The organism is Streptomyces sp. NPDC079167 (genome assembly GCF_040686735.1).
Lineage (GTDB): Bacteria > Actinomycetota > Actinomycetes > Streptomycetales > Streptomycetaceae > Streptomyces.
The window spans coordinates 177,961-194,298 of sequence record NZ_JBFBLO010000011.1; the positions used below are offsets into that span (position 1 = coordinate 177,961).

The 16,338-nt window shown below is 72.9% G+C and carries 5 protein-coding genes; 1 reads left to right on the top strand and 4 read right to left on the bottom strand.

Annotated elements, in window-relative coordinates; translation table 11 throughout:
- Positions 1–8: 8 nt before the first annotated feature.
- Complete coding sequence (locus AB0P41_RS23990; RefSeq protein WP_365934063.1) at positions 9–503, bottom strand: GNAT family N-acetyltransferase; 495 nt, start codon at positions 501–503, stop codon at positions 9–11.
- A gap of 181 nt (positions 504–684) precedes the next feature.
- Here AB0P41_RS23990 and AB0P41_RS23995 point away from each other — a divergent pair, with 181 nt between their 5' ends.
- Entirely contained in the window at positions 685–1,830 is a 1,146-nt protein-coding gene (locus tag AB0P41_RS23995; protein ID WP_365934065.1) for an alpha/beta hydrolase-fold protein, read from the top strand.
- Positions 1,831–1,833: 3 nt separating this feature from the next.
- Here the strand turns inward: AB0P41_RS23995 and AB0P41_RS24000 are convergent, their stop codons facing one another.
- From AB0P41_RS24000 to AB0P41_RS24010, 3 genes are read right to left on the bottom strand one after another with little or no spacing between them, the layout of a single operon-like run.
- Entirely contained in the window at positions 1,834–3,534 is a 1,701-nt protein-coding gene (locus AB0P41_RS24000; protein WP_356711005.1) for an ABC transporter ATP-binding protein, read from the bottom strand.
- On the bottom strand, positions 3,521–14,476 hold the full coding sequence (locus AB0P41_RS24005) for an amino acid adenylation domain-containing protein (RefSeq protein WP_365934066.1): 10,956 nt from the start codon (positions 14,474–14,476) through the stop codon (positions 3,521–3,523). The genes AB0P41_RS24000 and AB0P41_RS24005 overlap by 14 nt, the downstream gene beginning before the upstream one ends.
- A 58-nt stretch (positions 14,477–14,534) precedes the next feature.
- Positions 14,535–16,325, bottom strand: a complete 1,791-nt coding sequence (locus tag AB0P41_RS24010; protein ID WP_356711009.1) for an ABC transporter ATP-binding protein — start codon at positions 16,323–16,325, stop codon at positions 14,535–14,537.
- Positions 16,326–16,338: the final 13 nt, after the last annotated feature.

Genomic DNA, 16,338 nt, shown 5'->3' on the forward strand with positions numbered 1-16,338 from the left:
TCCCGCGCTCACCGAGTGAGCGCGAGAATCCGCGCGTTGCGCCGGGGGTCCAGCGACCGCACCCACGACACGGGCGCGGGACGCGCGGTCGCGGGCGTGAACCCGTGGCGCAGGAAGAGGGCGCCGTCGCCGGTCGTCGCCGTGTACAGGGCTTCGAGGCCCTGGTCACGGGACCGGGCCAGGGCGGCACGCAGGAGCCGGGCCCCCACTCCGCGCCCCTGCCGGTGCCCGGCCACGCAGAAGTTGTACAGCACGCCCGCGGGGCCCGGATCCCCCTCCTCGTCCGGATAGACCCGCAGGCCGACGCAGCCTTCGAGGGAGCCTCCGGGTCCCTCCGCCACCAGGAAGTCCGCCGCGCGTGCCGTGTAGAGCGTGAGCGGCCGCTCGCGCAAGGCCCCCGAGCGGACGAACGGCCGGGCCAGGTCCGCGAGTGCGGCCGCGTCCGCCTCAAGAGCGGGACGCAGACGGGGCGGCGTCGCACGCAGCTCATGCGGCAAGGGCACGGATCGCGGCGTGACCGTGGTCAAAGCCGCTCCTCACCCGGTCGCGGACGGATTGCTCGGCAGGACATGGATGGACCGTTCGGAGAGTGGCGGGGGATGGAATCGAAGACGGTGATTAGGTTAGGCTCACCTAATCATTGCGAGCTCATCGCTGCAACTCCCCTCTTCCAAGGAGACGTTCATGCCCCTCAGCGGCTCCGGCGTGCCGGCCAGGAACGAACCCACGTCCCTGCTCGCGGCCGGCTCGGAGGACGCGTTCGGCGTGTTCGGGCTGCCCGGCAGCCCCGGCTCCGACACGTTCTGGGCGGGCGCGCGGTCGCCCTCCTCGGTGCCCGGCGACGACGGCGGCTGGGTGACGTTGTTCCTGTGGCGCGGGTCGCCCGCGACCATCGACTTCGAGAGCTGGTCGAAGCCCGTCCCCCTGCGACGGTGGGGCGAGACCGACTGCTGGTACGCCGAGGTGCGCATGCCCCCGCAGCTGCGGGTGACCTACCGGTTCTTCGCGGACGACGTGGCGTACGCCGATCCGCTGAACCCGGTCGGGGCGGGCGGTGACCGCTCCGTCGCCGCGACGCCGGACGCCCCTCACCACCCGCACTGGCCCGCCGTCGGAGCCGACGACGTCCTGCCTGTGCCGAAGGCCCGTATCCGCTGGGCAGGCGGCCGGCTCGGCGGACGCCGCACCGTGCGGGTCCATCCGGTGGGCGGCGGCGGGCCGGTGGTCCTGCTGCTCGACGGCGACGACTGGCTGTATCTCCACCCCGCCATGACCGCGTTCGACTCGGCCTTCGCAGCCGGTGAGATGCCGGCTGTCACCCTGGTCTTCCTGCCCGCCAAGGACAGGGCGGCCGAGTTCCCGTGCAGGCCCGAGCTGTGGGAGGCGGTCCGGGACGAACTGCCGCCGCTGGTGGCGGAGTCCGGTGTGCCCGCCGACTGGGACCGGCTGGTGGTCGCCGGACAGAGCCTCGGCGGGCTGAGCGCCATGTACGCGGCGCTGGAGTTCCCCGGTCTGGTGTCCCGCGTCGCCTGTCAGTCCCCGTCGTTCTGGTGGGCGCCGGGGGCCCTGGACCGGACGGACCTCATGGAGGGCCCGGTGGGCGGCGCCATCGCCGCGCGGCTGCGGGAGCGCCCCGACCTCTCCGGGCTGAGGATCGCGTTCGACGTGGGGGAACACGAGACGCGGATGCTCCCCCACTGCGAGCTCGCCGAGACGCTGACCGAGCAGGCCGGTGCGGCCGTGCGCGTCTCACGATCGGCGTCGGGGCACGACCGGGCGGGCTGGCGGCACGCGCTCGTCAGGGATGTCGCCTGGGCGCTCGCCCCGTAGCGGTCACCGGGCCACGGCCCTGCAGTAGGCCTCGTCGGTGGCGAGCAGGCGGCGATGGGTGTCGTCCGCCGTGACGGCGCCGTCGTCCAGGACGAGCACACGGTCGGCGACGTCCAGGAGAGCGGGGCTGCTGGTGATCACGACGGTGGTGCGGCCCTTCCGCAGCTTGGCGACGTTACGCGCGATCAGCTGTTCGGTGACCGCGTCGACCGCTGTCGTCGGGTCGTGCAGAACCAGCACGTCGGAATCGGCGGCGAGGGCACGGGCCAGGGACAGCCTCTGGCGCTGCCCCCCGGAGAGGTTCGCGCCACGGTCACGTACCCCGTGGTCGAGCCCCTCGCGGTGCAGGGCGACGACGTCGGTCAGGAGCGACGCCTCCACGGCCTCCTGGACCATACGGCTGGTGCCCGACGGGTCGATGTTCGTGCGGAGGCTGCCCGCGAAGATCTCACCGTCGTACGGGTTCACCAGCATGTGCTCGCGCAGCGCCTCGACGGACAGCTCCGCGATCTCCCGTCCGCCGACCCGCACCGCTCCCCCGTACGCGTGGGGCGGGACGTTCGCCCCCAGGACCGAGGCCAGATCGGCGGCCGCGCGCGGCTGGTAGGGGGCGATGGCGACGAACTCCCCCGCGCGCACCCGGAATGTGAGCCCGTGCAGAGAGCCGTGGCGGACACCGTCGACCTCGAGGTCCCCGCCGGTGGCGGGAGTGCCCCGGCCAGGGTCCGTCAGCGGCGGCGCGGCGAGCACCAGAGCCATCCGTTCGGCCGAGGCGCGCGCCATCATCACGTACTTCGGCATCTCCGAGAACATCTTCAGCGGCTCCATCACGAACTGTGCCAGCCCCACGGCCATGACGAGTTCCCCGATGGTGATGCGGCCTCCGTACGCCAGCCAGCCCGCCGTCAGGGTGACTGCCGCGGCGAGAACCGCGTTGAGGGCGAGCGCGGTGCCCGCGTACACACCGTTGACCTTGGCCACCGTGATCGCCTGGCGCCTCGCCTCCGTACTGACCTTCCGGTAGGACCGGAACGCCGCGTGGTTGCCGCCGAAGCCGTGCAGCGGGCGCAGGCCGGTGATCAGGTCGGCGACCTTGGCACCCGCCCGGGCCACCCGGGCCTGCTGTTCGCGGGTGCTCGCTCCGATCCGCCTGGACATGACGCTCAGGACCGACAGGATCGCGACCGTTCCCACGACCACCAGCAGACCGAGCCGGACGTCCGCCAGGCCGAGCGCGACCGAGGCGACCACCACCGCGACCAGCGAACTGACCAGCAGCGGCACCACCTCCACGATGTCGGCCGTCTGGTCGGCGTCCTCGGTGGCGATGGTCAGCACCTCACCGGACTTCAGACCGACGTCCCTGGCCACCGGCTGGAGACCGCAGGCCGCCACCCGCACGCGCCAGCGGTGGGCCTCGGTCGTGTTCGCCTTCTGCAGGACACGCATCCCGAACCGCCACGACAGCGAGACGGTCGTGATGATCACGGCCAGTGCGGCGATCGACAGGCCGAGCGAGCCGGGGCTCCGGTCCTGCATCGTGTGCTCGACGATCAGGCCGAGCGCGATGGGGAAGGCTGTCTCACCCGCCTGGTACAGGCCCATGAGGACGGTGCCGCGGACCACCGCGCCGGCGTTGCGGCGCAGAGCGGTCCGGAGGATGTCGGCGCCCGGGCGGGGGCGGCGCACGTCAGGTGTTGTCATCAAGGTGGCGGGCAATCGCTTCCGGGGTTCGAAGGGTGAGCAGATCACGGATCGTGATCACAGGACCGTACTCCCGGCGGAGCAGCCCGATCAGCCGCACCGCCAGCATGGAGTGCCCGCCCAGGGAGACGAAGTCGCTCACCGCGCTGACCTCGTCGTCGTCCAGGTCCAGCGCCTCGGCGAAGAACTCGCAGACCAGTGTCTCCGTCTCCGTCTCCGGCCCGCGCTCGCCTCCCGTGGTCAGCACGCCCAGCGGCCTGGCCTCCGGCAGGGCCTTGGTGTCGGCCTTGCCGTTCACGGTCAGCGGGATGGTGTCGACCTGGGCGTAGTGCGTGGGGCGCAGGAAGTCCGGCAGCCCCGCGCCGACCTCGGCGGCGACCTCGGCCAGACCGGAGCCGCTCAGCACGAGGTAGGCGGCCAGCCGGTGGGCGCCGTCGACCTGCGGGTCCGGCTGCGCGACCGCGGCGGCGAACCGCACCGCCGGGTGGGCCGCGAACGCGGCCTCGACCTCACCCGGTTCGACGCGATGGCCCCGGATCTTGACCTGCTGGTCGGTCCGGCCGAGGTACATCAGGTTCCCGTCGGGCCGTCGGCAGACCAGGTCCCCGGTGCGGTACATGCGCTCGCCGGGTGCTCCGAACGGGCACGCGACGAACCGGTCCGCGGTCTGGGCGGGCTGCCCGAGATATCCGCGCGCGATGCCGATGCCGGCCACGTACAGCTCACCCGGCACTCCGTCCGGCAGCGGCCGCAGCCACGGGTCCAGGACGTACACGTCGGTGTTGTCGATCGCCACGCCCACCACCGGGTCCTGGCACTCGAAGGTGCCGACGCCCAGGGTGTTGATGGTGTACTCGGTGGGTCCGTACAGGTTGTAGCCGGCCGTCCCCTCGGTCTCCGCGAGCCGCTGCCACAGGGTGGGGGTGACGGCCTCCCCGCCGAGCAGCACCAGCGCCGGGCGCCGGGCGGGGTCGTCGAGCAGGCCTTCGGCGACCAGTTGCTGTGCGTAGGTCGGGGTGACGTTGATGACGTCGATGCCGTGCTCGGCGCAGTACTCGGCCAGCCGGGGCGCGTCGCGGCGGAGTTCCTCGTCGCAGATGTGCACCTCGTGGCCGTCGGCGAGCCACAGCAGCTCCTCCCAGGACATGTCGAACGCGAACGAGACGGTGTGCGCGATCCGGAAGGTGCGGTGCCCGTGCTCGGCGAGCACCGGTCCGAAGATGCGACGCTGATGGTTGATCAGCATGTTGGTGAGCCCTGCGTACTCGGTCACCACTCCCTTGGGCTTCCCGGTCGATCCGGAGGTGTAGATCGTGTACGCGGGGTGCCGCAGGCGGTCCGGGTCGTCCGGCGCGAACGTCACGTACGGCTCCGACTCGGGCAGGGGCCGGTCGAGTTCGATCAGGTCACCGGTCAGCCGCGGCGACACGGCGCTGACCGTGAGGATCACGTCCGGGCGGGCGGCGTCGACGATCGCGGCGATCCGTTCGTCCGGGTGGTCCAGCTCGAGCGGCACGTAGGCGGCACCGGTCCGCAGGACGGCGAAGAGGGCCACGATCGAGTCGAGGGAGCGCGGGACGGCGAGGCCCACCGTCGTCTCCGGGCCGATGCCCCGCCGGGCAAGTACCCCGGCCACCGCACGGCTGCGGTCGCGGAGCCGGGCGAACGTCATGGCCGAGCCGTGGGCGACGAGGGCGACCCGCTGCGGATCCCGGCCCGCCGCCCGGTCGAAGCGGTCGACGACGGTGTCCGTGCCGATATCGGTGCGTCCGGCGGGCTCGGGTCCGGTGCCGGGGCCGGGCAGCGCGCCGATCGGTCCGGTCCGCCGTGCCAGGTCGGTGAGCAGGCGCAGGTAGTCGTCGAGGAGGCGCCGGGCTCTCCCGGTGTCCTCGTCCCGGTGCTCCAGTTTGACCGTGAGCCGCTCCCCGGGTGTGACGACCCAGGTGAACGGATAGTGCGTCGAGTCGTCGGCCTTCACCGACGTGATGCCGTGCCGGGCGTTCATCGCGGCGAACGCGTCCATGTCCAGGAAGTTCTGGAGCACGAACAGGTTGTCGAACAGGTCCCCGTGCCCACTGGCCCGCTGGATCTCCCCGAGCCCCAGGTGCTCGTGCTCCATCGCCTCGACCCTGGCCGCCTGGACGCGCGCGAGGTACTGCTGGACCGTGTCCTGGGGGCGTGCCCGGGTCCACATGGGAACGGTGTTGAGGAGCACGCCCACGATGCCGGAGAGCCCCTCGCCCTCCCGGCCGGAGACGGTGACGCCGAACACCGCGTCGCTCCGGCCCGTGTGCGCGCCCAGCAGGAGGCCGAACGCCCCGGTCAGCATCGTGTTCAGTGTGACGCCGTGCGCCTTCGCCGACTCCCGGACGAGGTCCGACTCCCCGGCGGACAGCGTGTGCACGAGGGCGTGCGGCAGGGTGTCCGGGAGGGACGGGTCCGGGCCGGCGAGGAGCGTCGGACCGGTCAGGCCGGCCAGGTGCCCCGCCCAGAAGCGCTCCGGGACGCCGGGGTCCCGGGCGGCGAGGGCCCGGGCGTGGTCCTCGAAGCTCGGCGTCGCCGGGGCCTTGTCCGGTTCCTCACCCGCGAGGACGGCCCGGTAGGCGTCGAACAGGTCCCGCAGCAGGATCTCCCGGGACCAGCCGTCCCACAGCAGCAGGTGGTAGCTGAGCAGCAGGCCGTCGCGCCCGCCGGGCAGACGTACGACCGTCATGCGGATCAGCGGTGGCTCGCCGGGGTCGAAGCCCGTGTCGCGGTCCCGTGCGCGCAGGGTTTCGACGTCCGCCTCGGTCAGCAGCTCGGCCGTTCGGACGTCGACCCGCCGGCCCGCGGCGAGTACCTGGACGGGGTTGCCGTCGTCGTCGGTGGTGAAGCCTGCGCCCACGACGGGATGCCGCGCGATGACGTACGCCATCGCCTCGGACAGCGCGTCGGTGTCCAGGCGCCGGTCGAAGCCGAAGTAGCTCTGCGCGACGTAGTGTCCGGCCTGACCACCCATCTGGGCCTGGAAGTAGAGACCTCGTTGGAGGGGGGTGACCGGTGCCGTGCGCTCGGCCGTGGCGGAGGCGTCCGCGAGGCGTTCGAGCGCGTCCAGCCAGTGCCCGGTCAGTTCGTCGGGAATGCCGTCGGCGAGGGTGAAGTCCGCGTGCAGGCTTCCGGTCGCGTCGTCGGTCCAGGCGTTGACCTCGACGGCGTACGGGCTGCCCTGGCCCCCGCCGGTGATGTGCGGTGCCTGGGACTCGCTCCCCCGGCCGAGGTAGTTGAACAGCACCTGCGGGCGGCTCCTCAGCAGGGGGGCCGTCTGTGGGTTGAGGTACCGGAGCTGGCCGTAGGCGACGTGCCCGCGCTCGTCCGGCTGGCGTGCGACGACCTCGCGGGCCGCGGCCACGGGGTCGGTGTGCGCGGTCAGCCGTACCGGGGCGATGGAGGTGAACCAGCCGACCGTGCGGGTGTAGTCGTGGTGGTCCAGGGCCGGCACCCGGCCGTGCCGTTCCAGATCGACGGCGAGGTCGGTGGGCGTCCGCTGTACGTGTGTGAGTGCGGCCCGGAGCGCGCCGCACAGCAACTCGGTGAGGCCGGCCCCGAGTGCGGCGGGCGCGGTGCGCGTCACCCGGTCGCTCGTCCCGGGCGCGAGGACGACCGTCGTGTGCCGCAGCCGCTCGGCGGCGGGCAGCAGCGGGGGCGCCTGGAGCGTGGTGATCCAGTGGCCCAGACCGTCGGTGACCTGGGCGGACCCGGCGTTCAAGGCTTCGGCGTACTCGGCGTAGGGGGTGGTCGGCGGGGGCAGCGTCGCCCCGCGCATGACGGTGTCCAGGTCGTCCAGCAGGACCAGCCAGGACACCGCGTCGACGGCGAGGTGGTGGACGGTGACCACCAGGGTCCGGCTCGGTTCCAGCCACGAGAACGCGATGACCTCGCCGGACTCGGGATCGAGGCGCCCGGCGGCCTCCTCCGCCGCTGTCGTCGCGTCCGTGGTGTCCGCCCGGACGACGGTGACGTCGCGGGCGGGCTCGGTACGCAGCGACCACACGCCGTGCTCCACGCGGAGGCGCAGCCTGAGGGCCGGGTGGGCGGCCACGACCGCGTCCGCCGCCGCCTGTGCCTCGGCGAACCCGGTGCCTTCGGCCGCCTCGACCGTCCTGGCCTGGGCGAACCGGGCGAGCGAGCCGCCCAGTTCACGCTGGCGCAGGATGACCGGTGTGGGGGGCAGCGGGCCGTCCGCACGGTGGGCGGGTGCGGATGCCGCGGCCGGCTGTGTACGCGTTCCGAGGTGCTCGGCGAGCGCGCGGGGTGTCCGCAGGAGGAACACGTCCCGTGGCGCGATCGACAGGCCGAGCGCCCTCGCCCGGTTGATCACGGTGATGGCGACGATGCTGTCGCCCCCGGCGGAGAAGAAGTCGGTGTCCGCGTCCACGGACCGGGAGCCGGGCAGCGCCTCCGCGAAGATCTCCACCAGCGCGGCGAGCGCGGAACCGGTCGTGGTGGGCGCGGAACCGGTCGTGGTGGGCGCGGAACCGGTCGTGGTGGGCGCGGAACCGGTCGTGGTGGGCGCGGGGACGTCCTCCGCGGCGCGTTCGGCCAGGGCCTTCCGGTCCAGCTTGCCGTTGACCGTGAGCGGCAGGGCGTCGGCCCGGAGGACCCGGCCCGGCACCATGTGCGCGGGCAGTTTCGCGGACAGGCGGCCGGCGAGGTCACCCGGCACCTCACCCACCACGTGGGCGACCAGGTGGTCACCGCTGCCGGCCACGGTGACGGCCGCGTCGACCACTCCGTCGAGCTGCCTGACGGCTGCCTCCACCTCGCCGAGCTCGATACGGAAGCCCTTGAGCTGCACCTGGTCGTCGGCGCGCCCGGTGAACTCCAGCTCCCCGTCGAGCGTGCGGCGGGCCAGGTCGCCCGTGTGGTACATGCGGGAGCCGTCGTCCGCGAAGGGGTTCGCCACGAACCTGCCCGCCGTCAGACCCGGTCGGCCCAGATAGCCGAGCGACACCTGGTCACCGGCCACGTAGATGGCACCCACCCGGCCCGGCGGCACGGGGCGGAGCCGGTCGTCGAGGAGGTAGCTGGTCAGCCCGGGGACCGGACCGCCGATGGGGCTGACGTCCTCGTCGAGGTCCTCGTCGGTGAGCACCCGGTGGGTGACGTGGACCGTGGTCTCGGTGATGCCGTACATGTTGACCAGCTCGGGCGATCCGGTGCCGTACCGCTCCACCCAGCCACGCAGCCGTGCGGGATCGAGCGCTTCGCCGCCGAAGATGATCCGGCGCAGGGCGGGCAGGGGCTCGGCCGCCTGCCGGTCCGCCTCGACGAACCGGTAGAAGGCCGACGGGGTCTGGTTGAGCACGGTCACTCCGCGCTCGCGGACCAGCCGGTGGAAGTCCACCGGGGACCGGGTCAGCCCGTAGTCGGGCACCACCAGCTCACCGCCGTGCGCCAGTGCGCCCCACAGCTCCCAGACCGCGAAGTCGAAGGAGTACGAGTGGAACTGGACCCACACGTCCCGGGGGCCGAAGTCCATGGCGGGGCGGGTGTTCGCGAGCAGCGTCACCACGCCGGAGTGGGGGACGACGACACCCTTGGGGCTGCCGGTCGATCCGGACGTGTAGATCACGTACGCGGGGTCGTGCCATCCGGCCCGGGCGGTGACGGGGGCGGGCTCGCGCTCCTCCGGCAGCTCCTCCCCCAGCACGATGACGCGGGGCGGCACACCCGGTCCCCGGCTCAGCAGCTCCGTGAAGCGGTCCCGCTGCTCACGGTCCACGAGGACGACGTGCGGAGCGGCGTCGGTGAGGACGTACTCCAGCCGTTCGTCCGGGTAGGCCAGGTCCAGTGGTACGTACGCACCGCCCGCGGTGACGACCGCCACCAGGGCGACGACCTGCTCCACGGAGCGCGGTAGGGCCACGGCGACTCGCGTACCCGGCGCGACGCCTGCAGCGCGCAGGACCGAGGCCAGCGCGTTCTTGGCGCCGGCCAGTTCGCCGTACGTCACGGACCTCGTTCCGCCGTCGAGTGCGCAGTGGGTGACCGCGGTGGACTCCGGCGCCCTGCTCGCGGCGGCGTCGAACAGCTGGCCGAGGGTGGTGGGGGTGACCCGTGGGGGACGCCGGTGTTCATCGGGCGCCGGCTCGTCGACCAGGGCGTCCGGCCGGGTGAGCAGGCCGGTGAGCGTCCTGGTGAAGGTGCGAAGGATCGTCCGGGCGCTCTCCTCGCGGAGCAGCGCCCTGTCGTGGATCAGGTTGAAGCGGGGGCGCCCGGCGGAGGTACGTTCCACGACCAGGGTCAGCGGGTAGTGGGGGGCGCCCTCGTTGGCGATGCCGGTGATGACCAGCTCGTCGCCGGGCCGCCGCAGTGTCCCGACGTCGGTCGCCACGTCGAAGACCACCAGGGTGTCGAACAGGGCGCCGCCGCCGGCCTGGCGGCCGATCCTCGCCGGCGAGACGTACTGGTGTGCCAGCACGGCCGCCTGGTGCTCCCGCACCGAGGCGAGCAGGTCGCGGGCCGTGCTGTCCCGGCCCCAACGGGCGCGCAGCGGGATCGTGTTGATGAACAGGCCGACCATGTCCTCGATGCCGGGCACCTCGGCGTCGCGACCGGACACCGTGGAGCCGAAGACCACGTCCCTGCTCCGCAGGATGCCGCCGAGTGTCACGGCCCAGGCGCTGTGCACCGCCACACTCAGGGGGATGCCCGCCGACCGTACCGCCGCGTCGATGTCGTCCTCGGGCTCCACGGCGGTGTCGGCGAAGCGGTCGGAGGGGGTGTGCCCCTCGGCGACCAGGGAGGGGCCGGGCAGGCCGGCGAGCTGGTCGCGCCAGACCCGGTCGCTCTCGTCTCCGTCGGCCATGGCGATCCGCCGTGTGTGGTCGGCGAAGCCGCCGAGCGGGTACCGGGCCCCCGGCGCGTGGTACTCGGCCAGCAGCGCCCGGAGCATGGGCGGCACCGACCAGCCGTCCGCGACGATGTGGTGGACGGTCTGCACCAGCACGTTCCTGCCGGAGCCCGCGCGGATGAGGGTGTACCGCATCAGCGGACCCGTGGACAGGTCGAAACCGGCACGCCGGTCCCGCTCGGCGTGGGCGCGGATCTCGGCGTCGGTGATGCCGGGGCGGTCCAGTGTGGTGAAGGGGGCCTCCAGACCGCTCTCCAGCACGGAGACCACCCGGCCGTCGGCGAGGGCTACGAACCGTGCGGCCAGATTCGGGTACAGGGTGAGCAGACGGGTCGCCGCCGATGCCAGCCGGTCCGCGTCCACCTCGCCTGCGAGGGTGAGCAGTTGCTGCTCCACGTAGCTGCTCGCGCTGTCGTCGTCGAAGACCGAGTGGAAGTAGAGGCCCTCCTGGAGCGGGGTCAGGGGCAGGATGTCCCGCAGCGCCGGGCCGTCCAGGGCGTCGACGTCGGCCTGGGTGAGCTGCACGGGGGCGAAGTCGCCGGGAGAGTGGCCACCCTGGTCGAGGGCGGCGAGCCCGGTCAGGGCCTCGCGAAGGTAGGCGCCGATGGTGGCGGTGTCGTCGTCGGTGAACACCCCGTCGGGCCAGGAGATCGTGGTCACCAGCTCGTACTCGCCGTTCGAGGCGGGTTCGGCGACCGCGTTGAACTCCAGGGCGCGTGGCAGGCGCATCCTCGGGTCGCGCCTCTCCCCCAACTGCCCTGCGGCCCCGGCGAACCGCCAGTCACCGGAGGAGCCCGAGTCGAGACGGCCCAGATAGTTGAACAGCACCTGCGGTGCCGGGGTGTCGAGACCGGTGTCGGTGAGGTAGCGCAGGACGCCGTACGGGAGCCCGTTGCCGGGGACCCGGCCGAGGTCGTCCTTCACCGCCTTGAGTGCGGCGGCCAGATACGCGGGGGCGGTCGGGTCGGTCGCCGCACCGGGGTCGACGACCACCGGGAACAGGGTGGTGAACCAGCCCACGGTCCGGGAGAGGTCCGGCTCGAAGCCGGCGGTCTCCGCCACGGACCGGCCTTCGCGGCCGTGCCCCTCCAGTTCGATGTGCGCGAACGACTGGTCCTGCCCGAGGTCGCGACGCCACCGGGCGAGGGCGACGGCGAGGGCCGTGAGCAGTACGTCGTTGACGCCGGCGTGGAACCTCGCGGGTATCTCCCCCAGCAGCGCGGCCGTGGTGCCGGCTCCGACCGAGACGGTACGGATCCGCTCCCGGGCGACGGTGTCGGTCCCGGTCAGCGGCCGCCAACCCAGCGGTCCGTCCGGTCCCGGGAGCGGACGCCGGAAGGCGGCGCGGTCCCGTTCGAAACCGGCACCCGCCAGCAGTTGCGTCCAGCGCCGGAACGAGGTGCCCACCGGAGGCAGCTCGACGGGCACTCCGGCGGTGAACTGCCCCCAGGCGGTGGCCAGGTCCTCCATGAGGATCCGCCAGGACACGCCGTCGACGACCACGTGGTGGACGGCCACGACCAGTTGCCGTGCCTCCCGGCGCCAGACGGCGCGCAGCATCGCGCCGCGGTCCGGGTCGAGCCCCTCCGCCGCGAGCGCCGCACAGGCGTCCGCCGGCAGGCCGCTCTCCTGCCATCCCACGACGGCTCCGTCCGCCTCCGGGATGTCGAAACCCCAGCGGTCGCCGCGCACCAGCCGGGCGCGCAGCATGTCGTGGCGCCGGACCACGGCGGTGAGGATCGTGTCGAGGGCGTCGGCGGTGAGGTCCGCCGGGGTGTTCAGCACGACCGACTGGACGAAGCCGTCGATCGCGTCCGTCGTCCGGCCGAGCCACTGCACGACGGGGGAACCGACGACGGGTCCGGTCGCCTCGTCCCCGCCCTCCGCGGAGGAGATGTCCTCGGTGCTGACGACCGCCGCCAGCGCGCCCACGACGCTGTGGGTGAAGATCTGCCCGGCCGTCACGTGCAGGCCGGCGGCGCGCAGCGCGCTCAGCAGCGAGATCGCCAGGATGCTGTCCCCTCCGAGCCGGAAGAAGTCCTGGTCGACGCCGACCTCGTCGAGGCCCAGGACCGACGCGACCGCCGCGCACACCAGACGCTCGTTCCCGGTGGCGGGCGCCACGACCGGGCCGGCGCCGGTGACGGGGTCCGGCAACGCGGCCCGGTCGACCTTGCCGTTCGCGGTGAGCGGGAACGCCTCCAGGACGACGACATGGGCGGGCACCATGTACTCCACCATGTGCTGTTCGGCCCACAACCTGACCTCGTCGGCGTGCAGTTCCTCGCTGCCGGTGGAAGGGATGACGTAGGCCACCAGATAGGTGCCGCCGGCCGTGTTCTTCTTCGCGACGACGCAGGTGTGCCGGACGGAGGGGTGTTCCGCGAGGCCCAGCTCGACGTCCTCGATCTCCAGCCGCATGCCGCGGATCTTGATCTGGTTGTCGGCCCGGCCGAGGAAGTCCAGAGATCCGTCCGGGGCGTACCGCGCGAGGTCACCGGTGCGGTACAGCCGGGATCCGTCCGAGGCGAAGGGGTTCGCGACGAAGCGGGACGCGGTCAGGCCGGGTGCGTTGACGTATCCGCGTCCCAGCAGGATTCCTCCGGCGTACAGTTCGCCGCCGACCCCGACCGGGACCGGGCGCAGCTCGTCGTCGAGCACGTACAGCTGCGTGTTGGGGTTCGCCCTGCCGATCGATGTGGAGAGGCGCGCGGCCTCGCCGCGGTAGATGACGTGCGAGACGCCGATCGTCGTCTCGGCCGGGCCGTACCCGTGGTACATGGGGATGCCGAGCCGGGCGCGGAACCGTTCGTAGAGCTCCGGGGTCAGCACCTCGCCGCCGCACCACACGTGCCGCAGGCTGTCCAGCTGCCCGGAGCCGCCTTCCATCTCCAGCAGCACGTCGAGCATGGACGAGACCAGATAGGTGAAGGTGACGCGCTGTTCGGCCAGCACGCTCAGCAGATGGTGGGGGTCGCGTTCGCCGCCGGGCCGCAGGACCACGAGTCTGCCGCCGCACACCAGGGGCAGGAAGATCTCGTTGATGGAGATGTCGAAGGACAGCGGCGCCTTGAAGAGTGACGCGTCGTCGGGGCCGAAGCCCAGGATCTCTCCGGACTGCCACAGGAGGCGCTCGCTGATCGCCTCGTGCCGGATCATGGCCCCCTTGGGCCGGCCTGTGGAACCGGAGGTGAAGATGACGTACGCCAGCGCGGCGCCGGGGATGACGGCCTCGGGCCCCTCGGAGGGGCCGGGTCCGAAGCGCCAGTCCCCGTGGGAGACGGCCACGGCCGCGGGCTCGCCCGCCGGGGGCTCACCGGAGTCGTTGAGCTGCAGCACGACCCGGGCGTCCTCGATGACGACGGCCCGGCGCTCGGCCGGCCACTGCGGGTCGAGCGGGACGAACGCGCACCCGGCCTGGAGTACGCCGAGCAGCGCGATCACCATGTCGGCCGAGCGGTCCAGCGAGATGCCGACGACCTGCTCGGGGGTGAGCCCGCGTTCGACCAGGTGGTGGGCCAGCCGGCCCGCGAGCTCGGCCGTCTCTCGGTACGTCAGTGAACGGTGCTCGTCGACGATCGCGACGGCGTCCGGTCTCGTCCGTGCCTGCTCGCGGAACATCTCGACGGCGGTCGGGCGGGCCCGGTCGGCGGCGGTGTCGTTCCACTCGGCCAGGGCCTTTGTCCTCGCCGCCCGGCCGACGGGGCCGATGGTGCCGAGGGGCCGGTCGGGGAAGTCGGCCAGGTCGTCCAGCGCGAGCTGGGCGTCGGCGGGCGCGACGCCTTCGGGGGCGCGGACGCTCCGGCCGTGGGCGTCGGCCTCCCGGCCGGCCGGTGCCGAGCCTGCCTCGTCGACCCACCGCAGGACGTCGGGGAAGAGAGTGCCCGGGGTGAGATCGATTCCGTCGGGGCTGTGGCCCGTCGCCCAGTACGACAGAGCGATGGCGCACGCCTCGGCGATGGTGCCGTCGGAGTAGTCACCGGTCCGCCGGCGTACGCCGTCCAGGCTCGTCGGGGAGAGCGACACGGGGCGAGCTGTGGGATCCGTCATCGAAGACCCATCGTCCTTCCAGCGTATGAAAGCGGGACCAACTCAACTCGGGGATGGTTCAACTGCCCTCGCGCCAGGCCCGCCACAGTCGTGCGTACCCTCCGCCCAGGGCCACGAGCTCCTCATGGGTCCCCTGCTCCACAACGCGCCCCTCGTCCAGCACGGCGATCCGGTCCGCGGCCATCGCCTGGGTCAGCCGGTGCGCCACGAACAGCGTGGTCCTGCCCGCGCAGGCGGCCCGTACGGACCTCTCCAGCTCGGCGGCGCCCTCGCTGCCCGCTTCCGCGGTCGACTCGTCGAGCACGACGACCGGTGCCCGGTTCAGCACCAGCCGTGCCAGGGCGATCTGGGCGACCTTCGTGACGTCCAGGCGCTCGCCGCCCTCGCCGACCGTGGTGTCCAGGCCGTCGGGGAGCGCGGAGACCCAGTGTCCGGCGCCGACGGTGCGCAGGGCGTCCATCAGTTCTCCGTCGGTGGCCCGGGGCGCGGCCAGCCGCAGGTCCTCGGCGAGCGGGCCGGAGAACACGTGCGTCTCCTGCGTCAGGATGCTGACCAGTGCGCGCGCTCCCGCCTCGTCCATGCCGGCTAGGTCGTACGGCCCGACGCGCACCGAGCCCGCCTGCGGGCTTCCGATGCCGGCGATCAGGGCGGCGAGCGTCGACTTGCCCGCTCCCGTGGCCCCCACGAGGGCGAGGGAACCGCCTGCCGGGATCGTCAGGCTGACGTCGCGCAGGACCGGCTCCTCGGCACCGGGATAGGTGAAGGTCAGGCCCTCCACCGTCACCGGGTGGTCCGCGGCATCCGCCGGCACCACGGAGGCGTCGCCCACCAGCCGGTCCTCGGTGGACTCCCCCAGCACCCCGACCAGCCTGGTGAGGCTCGCGCCCGACTTCTGCGCCTCGTCGAAGGTGAACATGATGGCGCCCAGCGGCGTGAACAGCCGGTGGAACATCAGCGGCGCCGCCGACACCTCGCCCAGGCTCGCGGCGTCGGCCTCCAGGAGGACGTACCCCACCACGAGGATCAGGACGAGCCCGATGAACTCGGCACGGTTCTCCCGGCCGACGAACCGGCCGAAGATCCGGAAGACGTCGATGCCGAGATCGCGTACGCGCCACGACTTGACGGTGACCTTCTCGCGGAAGGCACCCTCCAGGCGGTACGCCCGCACGGTGTCGATACCGTTCAGTCCGCTGATCAGCGCCTGGGCACGGTCGGCCTGCGCCGCCCTCTGCTGCTGGTACAGCGGGGCGGACCGGGGCAGATACCAGCGCAGTGCCAGCGCGTACGCGGGCAGGGCGCCGGCGCCCGCCAGACCGAGCCTCCAGTCGAGCCCGAACATCCCGACCGTGGCGATGGCGACCAGCACGCCGGCCGAGAACACCGTGGGGACGGCCGTACGGATGCCCCTGGACAGCACGGCCACGTCGTCGCCGACCCGGGACAGCACGTCGCCCCTGCCGACCTGCTCGACCCGGGCGCTGGGCATCCCCAGCACCGCCCGGACGGCGGCTTCCCGCAGCCGCGCGAGAAGATCCGCGCCCAGCCGACCGATCAGATACGTCGACACGGCGGTGGCCGCTGCGCCGAGCAGCGCTGCGGCTCCCATGAGGACCCCGATCGTCACCAGGACCGAGCGTCCGTCGCCCTCGACCACGCCGTCGACCACCCGGCCGAGCAGGAGCACCGGGAGCACCTGGAGCGCCGCCCCGGTCACCGTGGTGAGCACGGTGGCGGCCGTCAGCCACGGCACTTCGCGGCAGCGCGCGGCGACCCAGCGGGTGGACTCGCCGCCGGCCGCCGTGCGCAGGGTGGCCGCCGGGGCGACGCGAGTGGTGGCGGCGCTCACCCCGCCACCGGTC

Coding starts and splice junctions, on each gene's coding strand:
- AB0P41_RS23995 (WP_365934065.1), top strand. CDS start 685: ATGCCCCTCAGCGGCTCCGGCGTGCCGGCCAGGAACGAACCCACGTCC.
- AB0P41_RS24000 (WP_356711005.1), bottom strand. CDS start 3,534: ATGACAACACCTGACGTGCGCCGCCCCCGCCCGGGCGCCGACATCCTC.
- AB0P41_RS24005 (WP_365934066.1), bottom strand. CDS start 14,476: ATGACGGATCCCACAGCTCGCCCCGTGTCGCTCTCCCCGACGAGCCTG.